General features: G+C 36.0%; 21 protein-coding genes and 1 riboswitch. Of the genes, 13 read left to right on the top strand and 8 right to left on the bottom strand.

Translation table 11 applies throughout. From position 1 onward, the window contains the following. Positions 1–36 precede the first annotated feature (36 nt). Positions 37–282, bottom strand: a complete 246-nt coding sequence (locus GX497_10020) for a hypothetical protein (GenBank protein ID HHY73544.1) — start codon at positions 280–282, stop codon at positions 37–39. An 83-nt stretch (positions 283–365) separates the two neighbouring features. Between GX497_10020 and GX497_10015 the strand changes: the two genes are divergently transcribed. After that, positions 366–1,001: a LysE family transporter gene (locus tag GX497_10015; GenBank protein HHY73543.1), complete on the top strand. Its 636-nt coding sequence runs from the start codon at positions 366–368 to the stop codon at positions 999–1,001. Between the two features lie 76 nt (positions 1,002–1,077). Here the strand turns inward: GX497_10015 and GX497_10010 are convergent, their stop codons facing one another. Then, entirely contained in the window at positions 1,078–2,370 is a 1,293-nt protein-coding gene (locus GX497_10010; protein ID HHY73542.1) for an NCS2 family permease, read from the bottom strand. A gap of 91 nt (positions 2,371–2,461) precedes the next feature. Further along, a riboswitch (purine riboswitch) is annotated at positions 2,462–2,562 on the bottom strand. Positions 2,563–2,833: 271 nt separating this feature from the next. On the opposite strand from GX497_10010, the gene GX497_10005 reads away from it, so the two are divergent. After that, positions 2,834–4,339: an MFS transporter gene (locus GX497_10005; GenBank protein ID HHY73541.1), complete on the top strand. Its 1,506-nt coding sequence runs from the start codon at positions 2,834–2,836 to the stop codon at positions 4,337–4,339. Positions 4,340–4,464: 125 nt separating this feature from the next. Then, entirely contained in the window at positions 4,465–4,761 is a 297-nt protein-coding gene (locus tag GX497_10000) for a rhodanese-like domain-containing protein (GenBank protein ID HHY73540.1), read from the top strand. Positions 4,762–4,816: 55 nt separating this feature from the next. Here the strand turns inward: GX497_10000 and GX497_09995 are convergent, their stop codons facing one another. Further along, positions 4,817–5,407: a guanylate kinase gene (locus GX497_09995; GenBank protein HHY73539.1), complete on the bottom strand. Its 591-nt coding sequence runs from the start codon at positions 5,405–5,407 to the stop codon at positions 4,817–4,819. Positions 5,408–5,745: 338 nt separating this feature from the next. After that, on the bottom strand, positions 5,746–5,979 hold the full coding sequence (locus tag GX497_09990) for a hypothetical protein (GenBank protein HHY73538.1): 234 nt from the start codon (positions 5,977–5,979) through the stop codon (positions 5,746–5,748). Between the two features lie 200 nt (positions 5,980–6,179). Here GX497_09990 and GX497_09985 point away from each other — a divergent pair, with 200 nt between their 5' ends. The 6 genes from GX497_09985 (at position 6,180) to GX497_09960 (ending at position 11,821) form a co-directional block, all read left to right on the top strand. Continuing rightward, the gene (locus GX497_09985; protein ID HHY73537.1) at positions 6,180–7,019 is read left to right on the top strand and encodes a DMT family transporter; all 840 of its coding nucleotides are present in this window, start codon (positions 6,180–6,182) and stop codon (positions 7,017–7,019) included. Between the two features lie 170 nt (positions 7,020–7,189). Further along, complete coding sequence (locus GX497_09980; protein ID HHY73536.1) at positions 7,190–7,480, top strand: spore coat protein CotH; 291 nt, start codon at positions 7,190–7,192, stop codon at positions 7,478–7,480. 123 nt (positions 7,481–7,603) lie between these two features. Next, complete coding sequence (locus GX497_09975; GenBank protein HHY73535.1) at positions 7,604–8,176, top strand: DUF1273 domain-containing protein; 573 nt, start codon at positions 7,604–7,606, stop codon at positions 8,174–8,176. Positions 8,177–8,264: 88 nt separating this feature from the next. Continuing rightward, positions 8,265–8,588 carry a cell division regulator GpsB gene (gene gpsB, locus GX497_09970; protein ID HHY73534.1) on the top strand — a complete coding sequence of 108 codons (324 nt, stop codon included), beginning with the start codon at positions 8,265–8,267 and terminating at the stop codon, positions 8,586–8,588. Positions 8,589–8,750: 162 nt separating this feature from the next. Further along, a complete protein-coding gene (locus GX497_09965) occupies positions 8,751–9,893 on the top strand; it encodes a class I SAM-dependent RNA methyltransferase (GenBank protein ID HHY73533.1) in 1,143 nt (380 codons plus the stop codon). A 410-nt stretch (positions 9,894–10,303) separates the two neighbouring features. Then, on the top strand, positions 10,304–11,821 hold the full coding sequence (locus tag GX497_09960; protein ID HHY73532.1) for a carboxypeptidase M32: 1,518 nt from the start codon (positions 10,304–10,306) through the stop codon (positions 11,819–11,821). 74 nt (positions 11,822–11,895) lie between these two features. Here the strand turns inward: GX497_09960 and GX497_09955 are convergent, their stop codons facing one another. From GX497_09955 to GX497_09945, 3 genes are read right to left on the bottom strand one after another with little or no spacing between them, the layout of a single operon-like run. After that, positions 11,896–13,554 carry a b(o/a)3-type cytochrome-c oxidase subunit 1 gene (locus tag GX497_09955; GenBank protein HHY73531.1) on the bottom strand — a complete coding sequence of 553 codons (1,659 nt, stop codon included), beginning with the start codon at positions 13,552–13,554 and terminating at the stop codon, positions 11,896–11,898. Continuing rightward, positions 13,554–14,033: a cytochrome B5 gene (locus tag GX497_09950; protein ID HHY73530.1), complete on the bottom strand. Its 480-nt coding sequence runs from the start codon at positions 14,031–14,033 to the stop codon at positions 13,554–13,556. Before GX497_09950 ends, GX497_09955 begins: the two co-directional genes overlap by 1 nt. A 29-nt stretch (positions 14,034–14,062) precedes the next feature. Beyond that, on the bottom strand, positions 14,063–14,203 hold the full coding sequence (locus GX497_09945) for a cytochrome c oxidase subunit 2A (protein ID HHY73529.1): 141 nt from the start codon (positions 14,201–14,203) through the stop codon (positions 14,063–14,065). 366 nt (positions 14,204–14,569) lie between these two features. Here GX497_09945 and GX497_09940 point away from each other — a divergent pair, with 366 nt between their 5' ends. Continuing rightward, on the top strand, positions 14,570–15,172 hold the full coding sequence (locus tag GX497_09940) for a carbonic anhydrase (GenBank protein ID HHY73528.1): 603 nt from the start codon (positions 14,570–14,572) through the stop codon (positions 15,170–15,172). A gap of 77 nt (positions 15,173–15,249) precedes the next feature. Here the strand turns inward: GX497_09940 and GX497_09935 are convergent, their stop codons facing one another. Further along, the gene (locus GX497_09935) at positions 15,250–15,705 is read right to left on the bottom strand and encodes a chemotaxis protein CheX (protein HHY73527.1); all 456 of its coding nucleotides are present in this window, start codon (positions 15,703–15,705) and stop codon (positions 15,250–15,252) included. A gap of 327 nt (positions 15,706–16,032) precedes the next feature. On the opposite strand from GX497_09935, the gene GX497_09930 reads away from it, so the two are divergent. The 3 genes from GX497_09930 to GX497_09920 all read left to right on the top strand — a co-directional run bounded on the left by GX497_09930 (position 16,033) and on the right by GX497_09920 (position 21,773). Further along, the gene (locus tag GX497_09930; GenBank protein ID HHY73526.1) at positions 16,033–17,121 is read left to right on the top strand and encodes a type III polyketide synthase; all 1,089 of its coding nucleotides are present in this window, start codon (positions 16,033–16,035) and stop codon (positions 17,119–17,121) included. Between the two features lie 13 nt (positions 17,122–17,134). Further along, entirely contained in the window at positions 17,135–17,695 is a 561-nt protein-coding gene (locus tag GX497_09925; protein ID HHY73525.1) for a hypothetical protein, read from the top strand. 412 nt (positions 17,696–18,107) lie between these two features. Beyond that, a complete protein-coding gene (locus GX497_09920) occupies positions 18,108–21,773 on the top strand; it encodes a dynamin family protein (protein ID HHY73524.1) in 3,666 nt (1,221 codons plus the stop codon). The last annotated feature ends 26 nt before the right edge of the window (positions 21,774–21,799 follow it).

The following is a 21,799-nucleotide window of genomic DNA, read 5'->3' as shown; positions in this document are numbered from 1 at the left end:
TAAAAAAGAGAACCTACCTATGGTAGGTTTTTTGTCTTATTCAATAGATTCTAAAGCATGAAGTGTTTCCTCTAGCTGTCTAATTAATTCTTTCGTACGTAGGAATTGAGCTTCCTCATCCTCTGTCCATTGCTGCTCATTTAAAAACTGTTTTGCTTGAAGGACCAAATATTGTGCATGTTGAAATCTTTCTAAATCTACATTGCCTTGCGCTTCGATTACAGCTTTTTGGGCTTCATTCACAAGATGACATACATCATTTATTTTGTTTTTAGCTGGCAAAATAAAAACTCCTTTTAAAAAATGTAGTACAAGTCTATTCCCCTGAATACAATTTTTAGACAAGATATTTTAGGGGTGTAATGATGAGTATTTTTTTTAGTTATGTACTTTTAGGATTATCTTTAGCAGCGCCAATTGGACCTGTAAATGCAGCGCAAATGGATAGAGGCATCAAATATGGTTTTTTCCATTCTTGGTTTGTAGGCTTAGGTGCAATGATTGCTGATTGTATTTATATGATAGTTGTCTATATGGGGCTTGTAACCTTTATTGATACCCCAATCGTCCAAATATTTCTTTGGCTTTTTGGTTCCTTTGTATTACTCTATACCGGCATTGAAAGTATCGTAAATGCCAGCCGAATTAATATTAAGAATTCTCGCAACAAGGAGTCATTTTATAAGGCGTTTTTTTCGGGCTTCATGATGTCTCTTACAAATCCTTTAACAATCCTGTTTTGGCTTGGTATATATGGTTCGCTATTAGCTCAAACAGCTGCAACTGCAACCAAAAATGAACTTGTGTTTTATAGTTTAGCAATTATATTGGGGTTATTGGTTTGGGATGTAACGATGGCAGCGATATCAAGCAGTTTTCGAAAAATTTCGACTTCTCGACTTTTAGTATTTATCTCAGTTGTTTCTGGTTTATCACTTCTTTGTTTTGGGGTCTATTTTGCTTATCAAGGGATCACATTATTGGCTTTCTCATTACAATAAATTATTTGAATTTGCGGCTAAATTTATGCACTATCAACCTAGTTATGAGAAAAAGGGACTAAGCATCTTAAGTCCCTTATACAAAAATAAAATATGAAGCGAACAAAATCGCAAGTATATACATAATTGGATGAACTTCCTTAAAACGCTTCTGCGATAGCAATGCTAATGGATATAGTATAAAGCCAAGTGCTATCCCTGTTGCTACACTATATGTTAATGGCATCATAATAATCGTTACAAAAGAAGGGATTACTACTTCTAGCTTACTCCAATTGATTTTGCTCATTTCCATTGCCATCAAGGCACCAACGATGATTAATGCAGGTGCTGTTACCTCAGGTGTAATGACTGATAAAATAGGCGAAAAGAATAGGGCAATAAAGAAACAAATAGAAATAATAATAGATGTAAATCCAGTTCTACCACCCACAGCAATTCCTGCTGATGATTCGACAAATGATGCTGTTGTTGATGTGCCTAAAATGGCGCCAACAACACCAGATGTGGAGTCAGCCAATAAAGCACGTCCAATATTTGGGATTTTATTATCCTTTATTAAGCCTGCTTGGCTGGCAACAGCTATTAAGGCTCCGGCCGTATCAAAGAAGGCCACAAATAAAAATGTGAAGATAACAGCCAGAAGCTCGGGACTAAAAATATTACCTAAATTGGAAAAGACAACACCGAATGTTGGCTTAAGGCTAGGGATACTGCCAACGACGGCTGATGGGACATTAATTAAGCCGACAAACATCCCGATGATCGTTGTTATCACCATCCCATAAAAAATTGCCCCATGGATGCCCCGAACTATCATTAAAACAGTAAGAACAAAACCAATCACAGCTAATGCCGTAAGGGGAGAGGTTAAGTTTCCAATTGAAACAAAGGTAGCCTCATTGGAAACGATAATGCCGGCATTTTTTAAACCGACAAAAGCCACGAAAAACCCAATTCCTGCCGCAATCGCATGCTTTAAATCTTGAGGAATCACATTGATGATTTTTTCACGGATTTTAAATAGACTTAAAATAACGAAAAGGATGCTGGCAACAAAAACCCCTGTTAAAGCAACTGGCCATTTGATGCCCATTCCGATACAAACTGAAAAAGTGAAAAATGAGTTTAATCCCATACTTGGAGCAATTCCAATTGGAAAGTTAGCCAATATTCCAATTAATAATGTTCCAACAATGGCGGAAAGGGCGGTAGCGGTAAATACAGCTCCTTGGTCCATTCCAGACTGACTGAGAATCGTCGGGTTTACAATTAATATATAAGCCATTGATAGAAAGGTTGTAATTCCAGCTAGAGTTTCTTTTTTATATGATGTACCTCGTTCTTTGAAATGAAAAAAATTTTCCATTATACTGTTCCTTTCTTTGAAAGATTCAAAATAAAAAAACTTTGGTAAAATAGCTACCAAAGTTTTTGCTATACGAAAGGAATAGGAATATTTTACATTCACTAATCCTTGTAGACAAGCTATTTAAGGTAGCTGGTAGAAACGTTCAAGCCGTATTCTTGAACTTATACAAGGGTATTAATTATATAGATATAATAGAATGAATTTTATCAAGGATAGAGATTCCCGTCAATAGTAATAATTACTATGAGCAGGAAAATGGCGAAACCCAGTCACCTTTTGTGCTTGTTGCAAGCTTTTCGCAACAACCTTTATTACAATGTCTGAATCATTTCTTACTGACAATGAAACAATATAGATATCATTTCAACAGTGAATTTATTTTTCATTACCATGTTTTCTAGGACAAAAGCAAAAGTATTTTTCAAATTATAGAAAATTTTGGAGAAAGGGGATTATTAACATGAATGTGAAAGCAATTCAGCTACCATTGCAAACATTTAGTTTAATCGCTGGATTTATGGTGTGGGTCATTTTGTCATCATTAATGACCTTTATAAAAGAGGACATCGCATTAACAGCAAATCAATTAGCATTAGTAACAGCAATTCCAGTAGTATTGGGATCGCTCTTAAGAATTCCAATCGGATTCTGGACGAATCGTTTTGGGGCGAGAAACTTATTTTCAATCAGTTTTTTACTGCTCGTATTTCCAATTTTTTTTATTAGCATTGCTGAAACTTTTATTGACCTACTAATTGGCGGTTTATTTTTAGGATTAAGTGGTGCTGTTTTTTCAGTCGGCGTTACTTCCTTGCCAAAGTATTATCCAAAAGAACGCCACGGTTTTGTAAATGGAATTTATGGCGTGGGTAATATTGGAACAGCCTTAACTACATTTGCAGCACCCGTACTCGCAAACCAATTTGGCTGGCAAACAACTGTAAAGATTTATATTATTCTTGTTTTGTTAATCACATTGTTAAATTTTATTTTCGGGGATAAAAAGGAGCCGCGTGTTGTAACGCCTCTTAAAGAACAAATTTTAAGTGTTTATAAAAATGAAAAGCTTTGGTTTTTATGTTTGTTTTACTTTTTAACCTTTGGGGTGTTTGTGACCTTTACGATTTATTTACCGAATTTCCTTGTTACGAATTTTGGCTTATCAAAAGTTGACGCTGGCTTAAGAACAGCGGGCTTTATTGCGATAGCAACTTTTATTCGCCCTGTTGGTGGATGGCTCGGTGATACATTCAATTCTTTCAAAATATTAATGCTTGTTTTTGCTGCTTTAACATTATCTGGTGTCTTACTAGCGTTTAATCCATCTTTAATTTTTTACACAATCGGCTGCTTAACGATTTCGCTTTTTGCAGGAATTGGAAATGGCGTAGTATTTAAGCTTGTGCCGCTGTATTTCGCAAAACAGGCCGGCATTGTGAATGGTCTTGTAGCGGCCATGGGGGGATTAGGCGGATTTTTTCCACCATTATTACTGTCATACTTATTTAATTTAACAGGACATTATGCGATTGGCTATATGGCGCTTTCTCAAGTGGCGTTGGCTTCTTTAATCATCGTAATCTGGATGTTCTATCAAGATAAGCTTGGGATGGCGAACGAGATTATTGACCATGCAACACAAGGGATTTTTGTAACAGATTTAAATGGCAATATTGAAAAAGTGAATCCAGCTTTTACGCTAGTAACCGGGTATAGGGGGGAGGAAGTTATTGGCAAAAATCCACGTATTTTTAAATCAGAAAAGCATAATAATGATTTTTATGAAAAAATGTGGAAGGCAGTAAAGGAAAAAGGATTTTGGAATGGCGAAGTGTGGAATAAAAAGAAAGATGGCCAGTTATATTTAGTTTGGTTAACAATCAATTCCGTGAAAAATGATGGTGGAGAAATTAAAAATTATGTTGCCATGTTTAGTGAAATGAACCTTCCACGGTTAAACTCATAATATTTTAAATGATGTCGAAACCTTGTGTTAGTGTGATAATACATGGTATTTGACATTCTTTTTTTCTATATGTAATATACCCTTATTGGTAAAAACATCAAGACCGTATGTAGGAGGAAGTTTGTTTGAAACAAATTACTGCAAAAGAAGTAGAGTCATTATTAAATGAAGGAAAGAAAATAGATATTATTGATGTCCGCGAAGCAGGTGAAGTGGCTGTTGGTAAAATTAAAGGAGCAGTTCATATTCCGTTAGGCTTGATTGAATTTCGCATGCATGAATTAAATAAGGATAAGGAATATGTTATCGTTTGTCATTCAGGTGGACGAAGTGCAGCAGCAACACAATTCCTTGAATTTCATGGCTTTAAAGCCGCCAATATGCGTGGTGGCATGCTTGCTTGGATGGGAAAAATTGAATAAATAATTGAAAGAGGCTGACTTCAAGGTCAGCCTTTTTAAATATGAATAGTTCAATTTAATAATCTGTTTGAACAAGATTTCGATCTAAATAGTTTTCAATTACTTCACTAACTTGAAAGGAAACTTGAGGGGAATCGAAATTTTCGAAGGCATGTTCACACAGATTTTTATAACCCATTATATCATCATAATGGTTTAAGTGGCGCTGTATATCTTCCTCAGAATCTTCTCTTTCCTTTTGTCTACTTATGACCGTATCACGGTCAGCGTATATAAACAAGCGGACGACTTTATTACCATACATCTTTTTAAGCTTTTCTGTTCCTTCGGGATTTAATGTTAAATAAACTAAATTATGATTTTCAAATGCTTTAATGACATCTTGTTCACGAATGCCGTATTGGTAGCCATCAATTTCTACACTTTCTAAAAACTCCTCGTGTTCCTTCATCAGAGCAAATTTATCATCGCTTACAAAATGATAGTCAATCCCATCAGTTTCGTAATGCCTTGGTTTTCTAGTCGTATAAGAGATAACAGTTTCCATATCGAAAACTGTTGAAACCATTTTCGCAATTGTTTTTCTTCCAGACCCATCTGGTCCTGTATAAATAAATAATCTTTCCTTTTCTTTTACTTGATACATAAAATACCTCCTTTTAGTTCTTTTTTAGAAATATTAAAAAAATTGTAGCATACAAAATAAATATTCGCAATTTTCAGACCGGTTGTATTTTCGTAAAAGAATTATGAAAGCCCTTTCTTTACTATATTCAAAAATTGTTCAGATATGATTAAGGCAGGAAAGATTATTACAAAATTAAGTATCAATGTCTTGCTCTAGTAAAATAAATAGCAGTTTGTCTATACACTCACCTGTTTTCATGATTTAGCCAGCTACTTGATAAATTTCAAACATACTGACATCGTAAAAAGAGACTGATTTGTTTGAGGCAGTCTCTTTTTTGCGGTAACAAATATAAGTTACTCCCCGCTTCCTGTGCTCATTTCATCTTGCTCAGTTATATGTACTAATGAGTTTTTTCGAATCCAATATTGAAAATGATCTAACGGAAAAACGCCTCTACTACTGGAATTTTCCATTTGGATCACAACACAGTGTGAGGATACTTCTACTATTTTTAATTTGTCCGAGTTATATAAGTTAGGCATAAAATTATTTTTTATTTCAAATTCCATGTTGCATTGTAAATTCACGTTAGCAAACCTCCTGAATCCTCTTTTTAATTTATAATTTTATTGTTATAGTTCCCTATTTCGTTTTTTGATATCCATATATTGGATTTTGTTATTTTGGAAACAAGTGGTTGTTCCTATTTTTTAGAAAAGTATTGTGAAATAACAACAAACAAATTAGAATAATAGAAAATAAAATTGTGGAGAGAGAAGGATTCAACTTGTCGATTGCAGCAGCGTTTGTCACCATGATTTCTTTTGGATTAAATAATATGATTTTCAAATGGAGTACAGGGAGAGATTTTTCAAAGGTACATATTCAATTTTTCTTTTATTTTGTAGCGTTTTTACTATCATTAGGATATGGATTAATAGTAGGAATAGACAATTTTGATTTACTGACAATGGTCCTTGGAGCGATGATCGGTATTTTAAATGCAAATGGAAATATTCAAATGTCAAAAGCGTTCGAAAAGGGTCCAGCAAGCTTAACATCACCATTAATTGGCACGTACGCCATTTTACCAGTATTAAGTGCTGCCCTTATTTTTCATGAACATATTGCAGTCATCCATTGGGTCGGTATTATTTTAATGCTAGGCTCTGCAGTGGTCATTCAATACTCACCGAACAAAACGGGCGGCAATACCGAATATGCAGTTTGGATCACGCGGATCATATTGGCATTTTTTTCATTTGGCATTCTGGGCATCCTTATGAAAACCTCATCTTATTTGCATATTAACTCCTTAAATACATTAATAAGCATGTATGGTGGAGGTAGTATCTACCTAGCTATTAATAGTATAGTAGGAAAAGAGAATTGGCATCTTCCTGAGGCTAAAATCGGTACAATTGTTGGACTCAATAGCGTGATTGGCTATAGCAGCTTTTTCTTTGCTTTGAATACAGGGGACTCAAGCATTGTCTTTCCGATTGTAAGCTTAAACTGTTTAGTTGTCGTCCTTGGCAGTTGTTGGCTCTTTAAGGAAAAGTTAAAAAGATATCAACTGCTTGGCGTTATAACGGCAGTACTTGGGATTGTATTTACGAAAATATAACAAAGGGCCCAGTACCTTGGCTAATACTACTTTCACTAAGGGCTGGGCCTTTGTTATTTTATGAAAAGGGCGAAAAACTATTAAAAATAGGTATTTCCATTAGTACATGTACCCTTTCGATTTCATAGGTTATTAGTGTACCTTATAAAAAAGAAAGGAGATAGGAAGATATGTTTTATAATCGACCACCAGTTGTGTTGCCCCCAATTGTGAGTCCGACTAAACAATTTAATGTGCATGATACGGAGGTGTTCCAAGTACCGCATATCCATCCTTCCCATACAACATTCCACCATCATAAATTATTTGAGCATGTGCACACTTGTCCGCACACTTGTTCACATGTATGCGATGTATGCCATCAGCATGTTAACTGCTGTCCAGATCCAATGGCAGGTGGTATGATGGGAGCAGGGATGGGAATGGCACCTGGAATGATGGCAGGCCCACGCCCATATTAGTATAATCTATCTAAACAGTAAAGGACACGACATGTCCCCTCATAGAGGCGCTGTCAGTGTCCTTTACTCTGAGGAGGTAATCATTAGCTAATGGAATACGTATAAAATGGGAAGGTGAAAGATTTGGCTCTGTATGCAGTAACTGGCTACAAGTCCCATGAAATTGGGATTTTTAATAACAACCATCCAGGCTTGAAATTTATTAAAAAAGCATTAAAAAAATCTATCATTCAATTAATAGAAGATGAAGCCTTAGAATGGGTGCTTATAAGTGGTCAATTAGGTGTTGAGCTGTGGGCTGGAGAAGTGACGTTGGAGCTGCAGGAGGACTATCCAGACTTAAAACTTGCTGTCATCACGCCATTTTTAGAACAAGAAGTAAATTGGAAGGAAGAAAGTCAAGAATATTACCAGTCTATTCTAGCGCAAGCAGATTTTGTTGATAGTATTACAAAAAGAAAATACGAGAATCCTTCGCAATTTCGCAGCAAAAATCAATTTTTTATAAACAAAAGCGACGGTTTATTACTCTTATTTGATGAAGAAATAGGAGGGACACCAACATACATGCTTGAGATGGCAAGAAAAAAGCAGCAGAGCGATGAAGTTTTTAAAATACGCATGATTACTCCTTATGATATTCAAGTATTGGCTGAGGAGGAACGAATGGATAATGGTGATTATTGGTCCCAGTAGTGTTGCAAAGCCCATTGACAATTTACATATATTTTGAAAAAATAGAAGAAAATAATATTGTATGGTTATTTTGTAGAGGTGAATAGTTATGCTTTCAGATAAAGTGAAATTAACGGCAAAGGAAATTTTAGAAAGAGATTTTAAAAGTGGGTTAAAAGGTTATAACAAGGATGAAGTAGACCAATTCCTTGATTTAATAATTAAAGATTACGAAACCTTCCATCAAGAAATTGAAGCTCTGCAGCAAGAGAATTTGCGATTAAAGAAGCAGCTTGAGGAGACACAAAAAAAGGGTACAACTCAGGCCCCAACTCCAGCTTCAAGCGTTGGCAGCGGCAATACAAATTATGATATTTTAAGACGTCTGTCCAACTTGGAGAAGCATGTTTTCGGAAGTAAATTATTTGATTAAGCTGAGATTATAAAGTCAAGCTCTTTCTAATCACTATTTTATTAGAAAGGGCTTTTTCTTTGACCAATAAGTTGTTTGCGAATAGTGGAATTTGTTGCTAGACTTACTACATATGAAAATTAGGATTTGGTTAGTAGAGTTTATCGAGTAGGAGTAAAAATCATGAATAAAATTACGTTAATTGCCACAGCAGCCATGGGAATTGAAGCATTAGTAGCGAAGGAAGTAAGAGATTTAGGGTATGAAAATGTAACAGTTGATAATGGAAAGATTATGTTTGAAGCAGATCCATCGGCTATTTGCAGAGCCAATCTTTGGCTTCGGACAGCGGACAGGGTGAAAGTAAAGGTCGGCGAATTTAAAGCAACAACATTTGATGAGCTTTTTGAAAAAACAAAAGCCTTGCCATGGGGCGACTTTATTCCAGAGGATGGTGAGTTTCCAGTAATCGGCAAGTCCGTTAAATCAAAGCTTTTTAGTGTTTCGGATTGTCAAGCTATTGTAAAAAAAGCAGTTGTTGAAAAGCTAAAGCATCACTATAATCGTACAAGCTGGTTTGATGAAAATGGGCCATTATATCGGATTGAAGTTGCTTTATTAAAGGATGTCGTGACATTAACAATTGATACAAGTGGAATAGGTCTACATAAACGGGGCTATCGTGCAGATCAAGGAGTGGCCCCTTTAAAAGAAACTTTAGCAGCAACACTTGTATTATTGACAAATTGGACACCAGACCGGCCGTTTGTCGACCCTTTTTGCGGATCTGGAACAATCCCATTGGAAGCAGCACTTATCGGACAAAACATAGCTCCAGGATTCAACCGTGAATTTGTCTCGCAAGCTTGGCATTGGATTGATTCAAAACATTGGGATCAAGCTTTCGAAGAGGCAGAGGATTTAGCTAAATACGATCAACCGTTAGATATAACAGGTACTGACATTGATCATAAAATGGTAGAAATGGCCAAAGGGAATGCGTTGGAAGCGGGTCTCAGTGATGTGATTCAATTTAAACAAATGCAAGTTAAAGATTTTACAACGAAAAAAGAATACGGCGTTATTGTTGGCAATCCTCCTTATGGAGAACGCCTTGGTGAAAAGGAAGCAGTCGAACAAATGTATAAAGATATGGGCCATGCATTTGCGCCATATGATACATGGTCTGTCTATATGTTGACTTCACATCCAGCCTTTGAAAAATTATACGGTAAAGAAGCCACGAAAAAACGAAAGCTTTTTAATGGCTTCATTCAAACGAATTACTATCAATATTGGGGCAAGCGCCCACTAAAAAGAGAGTAGGTGTGTGAGTAATATCATGCGCCTACTTTCTTCTCTGTGTAGTTCCTGCGCCTCTAGCGCAGCATATTTACATATGTATAAGCAAGAAAAGAAAAGAAGAAAACAAAGACAGCCATACCTCCAATAATCGAAGCAATATCCTTCCCCATAAATATTAATACATCAGCCAAATCAGTCATATTTCAAACCTCCTACCATTATTTTAGTATTATCATTAACAATTATTTACATTTTAATCCGTTGAGCAATAGTGCAAGCATAATACAAGGGGATAATTAGCAAATGACCTGCCTATAATGGGAATACATGGGGAAATTTGCTTGGAAAAAAGATTATTGACAAGGGAATAGGAGTAATAACCACTGATGTAGAATATATATTGTGAAACTGGAAAATGGGGGTACACCGTTATGGGCCAAACAATACAAAACGTCGAAGCAGATTTTTTAGAATATGTAAAAAAAATGTCGGCATACAATGAAGCATTGTCTTTAATCTTTTGGGATATGCGTACAGGAGCGCCGAGAAAGGGGATTGAGCAACGTTCAGAAGTCATCGGGATGATTTCACAGGAAGTGTTCCAAATGTCAATTTCTGAAGAAATGGAAAGCTTTATCTCTACTTTAGAGAATGCAAATGGACTTTCTGAAATTACAAAAAAAGCAGTCGCAGAATGCAAAAAGGATTATGTGCATAACACGAAAATTCCAAAAGATGAATACAAGGAATATGTTATCCTGCAATCAAAAGCGGAATCGGTGTGGGAAGAAGCGAAAGCGAAAGCAGATTTTGAAATGTTCCGCCCTTATTTAGAAAAGCTCGTCGAATGTAATAAGAAATTTATCAGTTACTGGGGTTCAGCAAAAGCGGGAGGAAATAACTACGATATTCTTTTGGATCTGTATGAACCAGGTATGACGGTTGAAATATTGGATGAAACATTTGCAAAGCTACGCAATAAAATTGTTCCGCTCGTACGGAAAATTTCTGAATCTCCAAATAAACCAAGGACAGATTTTTTATATAAGACATTTCCGAAAGAACAACAAAAAGCATTTAGTATCGATGTTTTGAAGCAGATGGGTTATGATTTTGAGGCAGGCCGACTAGATGAAACAGTTCATCCTTTCGAAATTACTTTAAATCCAGGTGATGTCAGGGTAACGACAAAATATGTTGAAAACGATTTTCGAGTGGCTGTCTTTGGAACCATTCATGAAGGTGGTCATGCATTGTATGAACAAAATATATCAAAAGATTTAGTTGGTACACCACTCTGTGAAGGTACATCAATGGGGATTCATGAATCGCAATCACTATTTTGGGAGAATTACATTGCAAGGGACTATCATTTTTGGGAGTATTTTTACGAAAGGCTACTATCCTACAATGAGGGCCAATTTGATGATGTTTCAATCACCGATTTTTACAATGGTATTCATGAATCGAAACCGTCTTTAATTCGGATTGAAGCAGATGAATTAACATATCCGCTCCATGTGATGGTCCGTTATGAAATTGAAAAAGGTTTATTTAATGATGAAATTGAGGTAAAGGATTTGCCTACGATTTGGAATAAAAAGATGGAAGAGTATTTAGGAGTGAAACCAAAGCATGATGGGGAAGGGGTCTTGCAGGATGTTCATTGGGCTGGCGGCAGCTTTGGTTATTTTCCTTCCTATGCATTAGGATATATTTATGCGGCTCAATTTAGAGTAGCGATGCTAAAGGATTTTCCAAACTATCATGAACTATTGCAGACAGGAAATTTGCATCCAATTAAGGAATGGTTGACGAAAAATATTCATCAATATGGAAAATTAAAAAAACCACTTGAAATTTTAAAAGATGTAACAGGAGAGGGATTAAATTCTGATTATTTAATACGCTATCTTGAAGAAAAATATACAACTATTTATCGATTGTAAATAAAAATGTAAAAGGGCAGATTCTACAAATTTTTGTAGAATCTGCCCTTTTGTGATTTATTTCATAGTATTTCTTAGTTTCTTCCGATAACATTAGTCCAACCAGGTGATCCTGGAGGTGCATTTTGAATCATATCTATAAATGGAATTGTGTATGCAAATAAGATTAATGCAAATGTTACTGCAATCCAAACTTTAATGTTATCAAACACAGCTGGTGTTTTTTCAGCACCTTCATGTACAACAGCAACTGGGAATTCTTCCTCGCCTTTAGGTGCGAAGAATGCTAGGTTAATAAAGATTGCAACCATTAATAGGGCAGCAACGAATAGGAATGTTCCGCCGACTGCTTGAGCAAGTTGGTAAGGAATCCAAGATAATGAGTCTGCATTACCAGCATATTCAGAGAACGCTGAACGACGTGGCGCACCAAGTAGCCCTGCTGCATGCATCGCTGCTGACATGAATACCATACCGATTGTCCATAACCAAGTTTGGACAAGAGCAAACTTATTCATTTTATCAGTTAATTTACGACCAGTAATAGATGGTACCATCCAGAATGTAATACCAAAGAATGTTAATGCACATGCTGATGCAACTGTTAAATGGAAGTGACCTGTAATCCAAATCGTGTTATGCACAAGTTGGTTCATTTGGTGAGAAGCGTTAACAATACCGCCAGCTCCCCCAGGAATAAATAACAACATACCCATAAATGGAGCTAAGAAACGAGCATCTTTCCAAGGTAACACTTTCCACCAGCCGAATAAACCAGTAGCACCTAATTCACGTCCTCGTAATTCAAACGTTGCAAACAAAGTGAAGGCTGTCATTAACGATGGAATAACAACTAAGTACGTTAAAACTACCTGTAAATATTTCCAGAATGGATCAATACCTGGCTCTAGCAATTGATGGTGGAATCCAACTGGCATTGAGAATAATAAGAACAATATAAATGAAAGACGAGCTAAAGCGTCACTAAAGACTTTACCACCGATGATTTTTGGTATAATTACATACCAAGCCATATAAGCAGGCATTAACCAGAAATATACTAGTGGGTGACCGAAATACCAGAATAATGTACGGCTAATTAATACATCAATTGCCGGTACAAGTTCTAATGACCAAGGAATAATCTGCACTAAAACAGTTGTAGCTAAACCTAGACCTGCTACTAACCAAAGAATAATTGTAGCTACACCCATAAAGCTTAATAGTGGTGAAATTTGACCAGGATTTGCTTTTTTCCAACGAAAATGGCGCTTAATAATAACGCCGCCTTCTATCCAACTACCAACAACAACGCATGTAAGTCCAATATAGAATAACGGATGTGCCATTAATGGTGCATAGAATGTAAATAGAACAGAAGCTTTACCTAACAATACAAATGTAGCAGCAATGGCAACACCAATTGTCATTAACGTATAACCAATCCAAGCAGTACGGCGCTCACCAGCAGTAAGTGAGCTAGTAACTTTCGCTTGAGAGGCTAGGATAAATCCAATAATAAAGAAAGTAGTAAGTACGAGACCTAATAATACACCGTGAACGGTTAAAACTTGGTAATAATTAATTCCTGCTGGTAAAGTAAATTTACCTGAGCGTACAAATACTTGTAATAGTCCAGCCAATGCACCTAATAATAATGCTATAAAAGCAACATATAGATGGGCCATCGTCAGTTTAGCATCTTTAGTATCGATACTTGCGATCCCTTTCATTATTCAACCACCTCCACTGTTGCGTACATTAAATGGTGTCCAAGACCACAATACTCATTACACACGATTGTGAATTTACCAGGTTTATTAAAAGTAGTTTCAACTGTGTTAATATAACCAGGCTCTAACATCATGTTTGCTTTTGTTCCAGCTACTTCAAAACCATGAATAACGTCAGTTGTTGTACCAATAAAGTTTACTTTTGAGCCTGCTGGAATTTTAATGACTTTGTCTGGTCCAACATCGTAGTTAAAGGCAGAAGCAACTACAACTAATTCATATTCTTTTTCGCCAACCTGCTTTAGACCAGGTTGATCAAATGGAGCTGTTGTTTTAACTTTAGCTGGGTCAACTGTTACAAGACAGCTTGGTGGTTGATTTCCCATGTAAAACGCACTTACTCCAATGGTGATTGTGAAAGCAAGTAATGCTGCAATCCCCGATAGCAACCAAATTTTTTCGTACTTATGAATGTGCATGGATTCTGATGACTCCTTTCAATTAACAATTAGCGTGTTAAGAATAAATTAAATACTCCAATCCAAGTACCAAGAAGAATGATTCCGAGAATAGCAACTGAAACTAAAGTACCTTTTAAGGAATTGCTATCCTCTACTTCAGTTTTGTGATGCGTCTCAAGTTTTGCCATTTAATCACATCCCTTCTAATAAAAAATAATTTTTAGTCAAACAAATTTGAAGTAAAACTAACATTATGCTTTTATATTACAAAAGAAACAAATCGAATCCATCACATTTTGATATTTTTCACAAAATGTTCACAAATAATATAAAAACTATCTACATAGTGAAAACATCATGTTCCTTGATACGTAAGGGTTTAAGGTGAGAAAGTTGTGAACAGAATGTGAAATAGATCATTAAGATTGTTCTTTACATGATAAATAATTCGTTATTTAATAGGTGAAAATGTAGAAATTTGTTGTTAATTAGTAGGTGTTTTTGGGGATATAATACTATAAAATAATAAATGGATCTGGGAGGTTATAATAAGGATGAAGCGATTGCATGAAGTTTTAGTTCATAACGAACAATTTGTAAAAAATAAAGAATACGAACAATTTAAGACAACCAAGTTTCCGGATAAAAAGATGGTCATTTTAACTTGTATGGATGCTAGGCTGACAGATTTGCTACCATCTGCGATGAATATTAAACATGGTGATGCAAAAATTATCAAAAATGCGGGTGCACTTGTATCCCACCCATTCGGAAGTATTATGAGGAGTATTTTAGTAGCTGTTTACTCATTAAATGCCAAGGAAGTTTTTGTTGTTGGTCATCATGATTGCGGGATGACTGGGCTGTCTGCAAATCAAATTTTGGATAAAGCTATTTTATCTGGGATTTCACGAGAAAAAATTGATATTTTACGCCATGCAGGGATTGATATCGATCAGTGGTTGTTAGGATTTTCAAATGTAGGTGAAAGTGTTCAAGAATCTGTTAATAGAATTCGAAATCATCCGCTTTTTCCAAAGGATGTAGCAGTTCATGGCTTAGTCATTAACCCTGAAACTGGGAAATTAGATGTTATTGTGGACGGATATGAATTTCAAGAGGGAACTGGAAAAGAAGAAATGAAACATTCTATTTAATTTATACTAGGGTAGATGAGGCTAACTTTAAATGGTCAGCCTCACTTTTTTATTTAGCAGCATTTTTCATTTTTCTATCACTTTACTTCGAGCATCAAAATGATTTGGATTTGACCAGTATCCTTAATCTCAACTGGAACACGAAAAGCTCGCTCAAAACCGTAAAGCTTTGAAGCTCCAACCATTACTGTTGGCGGTGTAATATCAATTTCTAAACCTTTTTGGGCTACAATCGTACATAGATTCCCTGCAATCATATTCCCAAGTTCACCTGTAAACGAATGAAGCATTTCCCCTTCCAATGGCATTCCAAACATGATTTCGCCAATTTTACCAAATGTGTTTGACTCACTTTCGATGACCAACCTTCCTCTTACATGGCCGACCATTCCAATTAGAACCCCCATCTCAGATTGCTGTAATGGTTCGGCCATTAATGAAGGCTTTCCAATTTCTAGAGGAACAGGAATCACACCTTTAACCGATTCGATGGTGCCATTTAGAACTTGTGTAATTTTTTCTCCTAAAGACAGCTTAACCACACCCTATTTTGTTTGAAATTTTGATTAGGTATATAATACCATAAAGACTGGGTATATAATACCATAAAATTGTAAAGAGTGAATGACTAATTTTGATATATTCACAAATTTTATAAGAAATTTAGGAAAGAGTTGACAATGAAATAATATGCCGAATTGGTTATAATAAAAATGCACAACAATCCTTCATAACGTCAGAATTCTATTTAGGAATTCATTTCAACCTCTCTACGATGTAGGGAGGTTTTTTTGCATGAGTAAAAATCGCCGCAATTGGAAAATATAGCTAGTAATCAAAAGAGGAAAGAGGTCCAAAATATGGCTAGGATTGCATCTGTAGGATTGTATACACCACCCTATAAAATAACTCAGGGAACAACTGTGCAATTTGTTCGAGAACTATTCAAAGATTCCTTTCAAGAAATCGACCGATTGTTAAAAGTCTTTGAAAATGGTCAGATCAAGGAACGATATTTTGCTGTACCGCTTGAATGGTTTAAAGAAGAACATTCATTTGCTGAGAAAAATCAAGTTTTTATTGAAAAAGCGGTCCAGTTTGGAATACTCGCAATTAAGGATTGTCTTGAAAATCCGACATGTTTACGAGGCGTGGTTCGTTACGAGGAAATAGAAGCCATTTTTTATATCTCTTCAAGTGGAATCGCTACACCTAGCATCGAAGCTAGAATCATGAATCAACTTCCATTTCAAAAACATTGCAAACGAATTCCGATTTGGGGATTGGGCTGTGCCGGAGGTGCAGCCGGGCTTTCAAGAGCATTTGAATATTGCACCGCATTTCCAAAAGCCAAGGTCCTTGTTCTCAGTGTTGAACTTTGCAGTTTAACATTCCAAAAAAACGATCACTCCAAAAGTAATTTAGTTGGAACTTCCCTTTTTGCAGATGGGGTTGCCTGTGCTTTAGTTTGTGGATCTGAGGCAGACATTATAAGAACAGAGCAACATCCATATTTACCGACTATTCAAGCAACCGAATCAAAATTAATGGCTGATTCAGAAGATGTGATGGGGTGGGATATAAAGGATGAGGGCTTTTTTGTTGTTTTTTCAAAAGATATACCTACAATTGTTCGAACAGCGGTGCGCAGCAATGTCGAAAAATTTTTGCTAGAGCAAAATTTATCAATCAACGATATTCAGCATTTTGTAGCCCACCCTGGTGGTAAAAAAGTGTTGGAAGCCTATCAAGAGGCCTTACAATTAGCCCCAGATAAAATAAAGATTCCGCTAGAAGTGTTATCAAGCTATGGGAATATGTCGTCAGCAACTATTTTTTATGTATTGCAGAGATTTTTAGAAAAGGAGGCACAACAAGGGGATATAGGATTGGCTGTAGCAGTTGGGCCTGGCTTTAGTTCCGAGCTTTTATTACTACGTTTTGAATAGAGAGGGATGCCGAATGTTTTTTATATTTTTTATTTCGCTCATTATTTTGGAAAGAGTAGTTGAGCTTAAGATTGCAAGAAAAAATGAAAAATGGATGAAAGCAAATGGTGGCTTTGAAGTTGGAAATAAGCATTACAAGTATATTGTCCTTGTCCATATTTTGTTTTTCATGTCATTAATTTTAGAAGTAACGCTTTTGGAAAAGCCTATTTCATCTTTATGGCCATTGTTTTTACTATTTTTCACATTGGCACAAGTCCTACGAGTTTGGAGTTTGCTATCTTTAGGTAAATTTTGGAATACGAAAATCATTGTCGTTCCGAATGTAAATATTATTTCAAAAGGCCCATATAAATTTATACGTCATCCTAATTACTTAGTTGTTGTCATTGAGATTTTAGTTATACCATTACTATTCAACGCCCACTTAACAGCAGCTATTTTTTCTTTACTAAACATGATTGCATTAAGCATTCGCATTCCAATCGAGGAAAATGCATTAATAAGAGAAACCAACTATAAAGCTGTATTTTATCAACGTCCAAGATTTGCCCCAACAAGAGAACGTTCATAGTTAATAAATTTTAAAAATGTAAACGATTAAAATCCCTGCAATTTCTTATTGAAAATGTCTATCAATGATGTTATTATAAAATTAAAGATAAATGATAATGGTTATCACTATTGATAAGGTATTAACTAAGAATGGACGGTGTTGAAAAATGGTTTTCACCTTTATTTCAGTGACATTTACGACATATGGACTCTTAATGTATTATCTTTTACACAAAGTCGACCCAAAGACACGATAAAAAAATAATTAACCTTTTAAAAGGCATGAAACCACGCGTTAATCGCTCTTCATGTCTTTTTTTATATGACAAAATTCTACCTTTTTTCGAAAAATAATTGAGCAAATGCTCTACAATTGATAACATAAGGTGAAAAGATATATTGCATAATTATGAGAGGGAAAAAATTCAACTATGACAGAAATGAATCGTTTAGTAGCTTTATATTTAGAATTACAAAAAAAAGGTGACAGCGACAATGCTGAAAAAGTAAAGCAGCTTGTTGAAAAAGTCGAAAACAACGAATTTATGATTGCTTTTTGCGGCCACTTTTCGGCTGGAAAGTCGACAATGATGAATCATTTTATGGGAAAAGAAGTTTTGCCTTCTAGCCCGATTCCAACGAGTGCCAATCTCGTCAAAATCAAAAAAGGAAAAAGCTATGCGCGCGTTTACTACAAGCATGCAGAGCCTGTTGAATTTCCGGCTCCATATGATTATGACGTCGTCAAAAGCTTTGCAAAAGATGGCGAAAATGTCGATTCGATTGAAATAAGCGACAAAGATATTCTTCTGCCTGAAGATGTTTCGATTATGGACACACCAGGAATTGATTCAACACATGATGCCCACCGCATTTCAACAGAATCAGCGCTGCATTTAGCTGATGTTGTTTTATATGTCATGGACTATAACCATGTTCAATCAGAGCTTAATTTTTCATTTACGAAAACATTAAAGGATCGTGGCAAGCCGGTCTACTTAGTCATTAATATGATTGATAAGCATAATGAAGCCGAATTAAGTTTTGAATCCTATAAAACTAGTGTTATTGAGTCATTCCAAGGCTGGGGCGTGAATTTCGATGGTTTGTTTTTTACATCGCTAAAAAATTTAAGTCACACGCTTAACGAATATGATAGATTAGAGCAATTTTTGCGAAATCAAATAGAAAATAAAGATGAACTGTTGTTAAAAAGTGTAATAACTTCAGTAAAGCCACTCATTGAAGAACACTTGCAATTCTTCGATCATGAACATGAAGAAGAGCGTCATGCTTATGAGGGACAACTGGAAGAATTGCCTGAAAACGAACGAAAACGAGTTCTTCAAGAGGTTGCAAAGCTTGGAGAAAGACAAGCCTTTTTACTTCATAAAAAGAATCATCTTAAAAGTGAGTTCGAAGCCGGAATTAAGAAAATCATGGATAATGCCTATTTAATGCCTGCAGCAACAAGGGATTTGGCTCATTCGTATTTAGAGGCATGCCAAGCTGATTTTAAAATAGGATTCTTATTTTCCAAAAAGAAAACAGAAGAAGAAAGAAACGCTCGCTTACAAGCTTTCTATGAAAGTTTTAAAAAACAAGTTGAAGCGCAGCTTGATTGGCATATAAAAGATTTTGCCGTTCGGTTTTTTAAAGAAAATAATATTGAAAATGAAGCTTTTGTAAATAGCATTTTTGAAGAAATAACAGTAGAGTTCGAAGTACAATTTTTAGAAGAGCTTGTGAAAAAAGGGGCAGGGTTAACCGGGGAGTACATTTTAAATTATACGAACGATGTATCGAATGAGATTAAACGCCTTTATAAAAATCGGGTAATGGAAAAGTTTGCAGAAGGGCAAGCTCTCGTTGATGTTGCTATTGACCGTGAGTTAAGCGAGGTAGAAGCGAATTTAGCAAACTACACACAATATAAAGATGCTGTTGATGGTTTGAACATGCTGCAACAAAAAAGAGAGGAACTTGAGGCAAATCTATTAGAACTGTTAACAGAGCCATTGCCACAAGCCGTCTTAGAACAAACAATAAATTGGCTAAAGCAGTTTGTAGTAAGCACACCTACGATTGAAATTAAGCAAATGGAAATGGCGCAAAAAACTGAACAAAATGAATCAAATGTTGAGGTGCAGGAGCAAGCTCAAAACAACCCCGAGGTGCTAAGCGATTACGTACATGCAACAGATGACTTTAACGTAAAAGAACGTTTGGAACAAACTGTTGGAAAATTAAAAACAGCGATTCGCTCCCTACAAGGGATTAAAGGAATTCATACGCTTGCCAGTGATATGGCAGCAAAAGCGAGTAGGCTCCACGACAATCGTTTTACTGTTGCATTATTTGGAGCTTTCAGCGCAGGGAAATCATCGTTTGCCAATGCATTAATTGGCGAAAAACTATTGCCCGTTTCACCGAATCCAACGACAGCGACTATTAATAAAATTTTGCCTGCAAGCGCTGAACATCCGCATGGAACGGTGTTAGTAAAAATAAAAACGAAAGAGCAAATTTTTAAGGATGTAGAACAGTCATTAGCATTGTTCCAAAAGACATGCCGTTCAATGGATGAGGCGTTATCGATTATCAATTCCTTAACCTATGGAGGAAATGATCCGAAAGAGAAACCACACTATTCCTTTTTGAAAGCTGTTCAAATTGGCTATGATTTTATTGCCGATAAGTTAGGAGAAGTATTAACTGTTGATTTAAAGGCTTTTGAAGACTATGTTGCCAAGGAAGAAAAATCTTGTTTTGTTGAGTGGATTGAACTTTATTATGATTGCCCGTTGACAGAGCAAGGTATTACATTAGTCGATACGCCAGGGGCTGATTCGATTAACGCCCGCCATACGGGAGTTGCCTTTGAGTATATCAAAAATGCTGATGCGATTCTGTTCGTAACGTATTACAACCATGCTTTTTCAAGAGCAGACCGCGAGTTTTTAATTCAGCTTGGCCGCGTTAAGGAAGCCTTTGAGATGGACAAGATGTTTTTCGTCGTCAATGCGGCCGATTTAGCAAAGTCTGAAGAAGAATTAAAGATTGTCATTGATTATGTTGGTGATGAGCTAAAGAAATTTGGCATTCGCTTCCCACGGATTTATCCGTTATCAAGTAAGCTCGCGCTTGAAGAGAAGCTTCAAATGATGGAAGGACATGCTGTTTCGAACGAATCAAAAATCGCTGTCTTTGAACAGGCATTCCATTCGTTTATCATGAATGACCTTGTACAAATTTCGATTCAATCTGCGCATGAGGATTTAAAACGCGCTGTTCTTGCCTTAAATAATATTATTGCGACTGCAAAAGAGAGCGATGAAGTCAAACAACAAAAACGCCTTAATGCGGAGCAAGCTAAAAAACAAATAACCGAAAAAATTCAGACGAAAGAATTTAAAGTAGAGGAACGTTCGTTAGCGCAAGAAATTGAAGAACTTTTATTTTATGTCGCACAGCGTATTTTTTTCCGCTTTAATGATTTTTACAATGAAGCCTTTAATCCTTCCTCCTTACGGGATGATGGACGTGACTTGAAAAAGGCAATCCAAAGCTGTTTAGAGGAACTATTAGTAAATATTGGCTTTGATTTATCACAAGAAATGCGGGCTACATCACTCAGGGTCGAAAACCATCTTAACAAATTGTTAAAAGATGTTCATCATAGTGTGGAAGGAATGATTGAGGGTATTCATCCGATTTCATTATTACCGATTGAAGCCCGCCAATTTGACACGATGGAGTTTGAAAATGCTTTTGAAGAACTTTCACGTGACCCGTTCAAATCTGTTTTGTCAATATTTAAAGGACCAAAATCTTTCTTTGAACAAGGCGGCAAAATGAAGCTGAGGGAAGAACTAGAACGCTTGATTAAAGAGCCTGTCCATTCCTACATCGAAGCGCAAACGGCACAATTTAAAACTGTATACGATGCCTATTTATTGCAGCATTTAGGAGAGGTTATGGCTGAGGCTACGGTCGAAGTAGATGACTATTTTGATGGTTATTTTGCAGCATTATCTGAAACAATTGATATTGAAAAATTAGAAAATGCCAAGGCGGAAATTGCAGCGATTATATAAGAATAAGGACACAAGGGGAAACTGAA

It is taken from the genome of Bacillus sp. (in: firmicutes) (assembly GCA_012842745.1).
Lineage (GTDB): Bacteria > Bacillota > Bacilli > Bacillales > Bacillaceae_J > Schinkia.
The sequence above is the reverse complement of the archived record's forward strand: the minus strand, read 5'-3'. Positions and strand labels throughout refer to the sequence as shown.